Below are 239 nucleotides of genomic sequence, written 5' to 3' on the forward strand. Positions count from 1 at the left end.
GCCTTCCTCGCTGGCCAGCCCTCTGCTGCGGTCAAAAAACGCGAGCACTTCTGGGGCATGCCCAAGCGCGGCCTGGCATTCCTGTTGGCCAATGTCATGTTCTGGCAACCGATGTGGGCCCAGGCCGAAGGTATTGTGGTCAGCGCGCCGGGCACCAGCCTCGGCCAGGCCGGCAATGGCGTGCCCATCGTCAACATCGCCAAGCCCAACGGCAGCGGCCTGTCTCACAACCAATTCAA

Annotated in this window: 1 protein-coding gene; it reads left to right on the forward strand. The window is 63.6% G+C overall.

The window, feature by feature from the left end; translation table 11 throughout:
• Window positions 1-57: 57 nt before the first annotated feature.
• Window positions 58-239: hypothetical protein (locus ACZ3HH_RS31100; RefSeq protein WP_465810573.1), on the forward strand; the 182-nt coding region annotated here is incomplete at its 3' end.

Source organism: Pseudomonas sp. PME37.24/025, assembly GCF_055556615.1.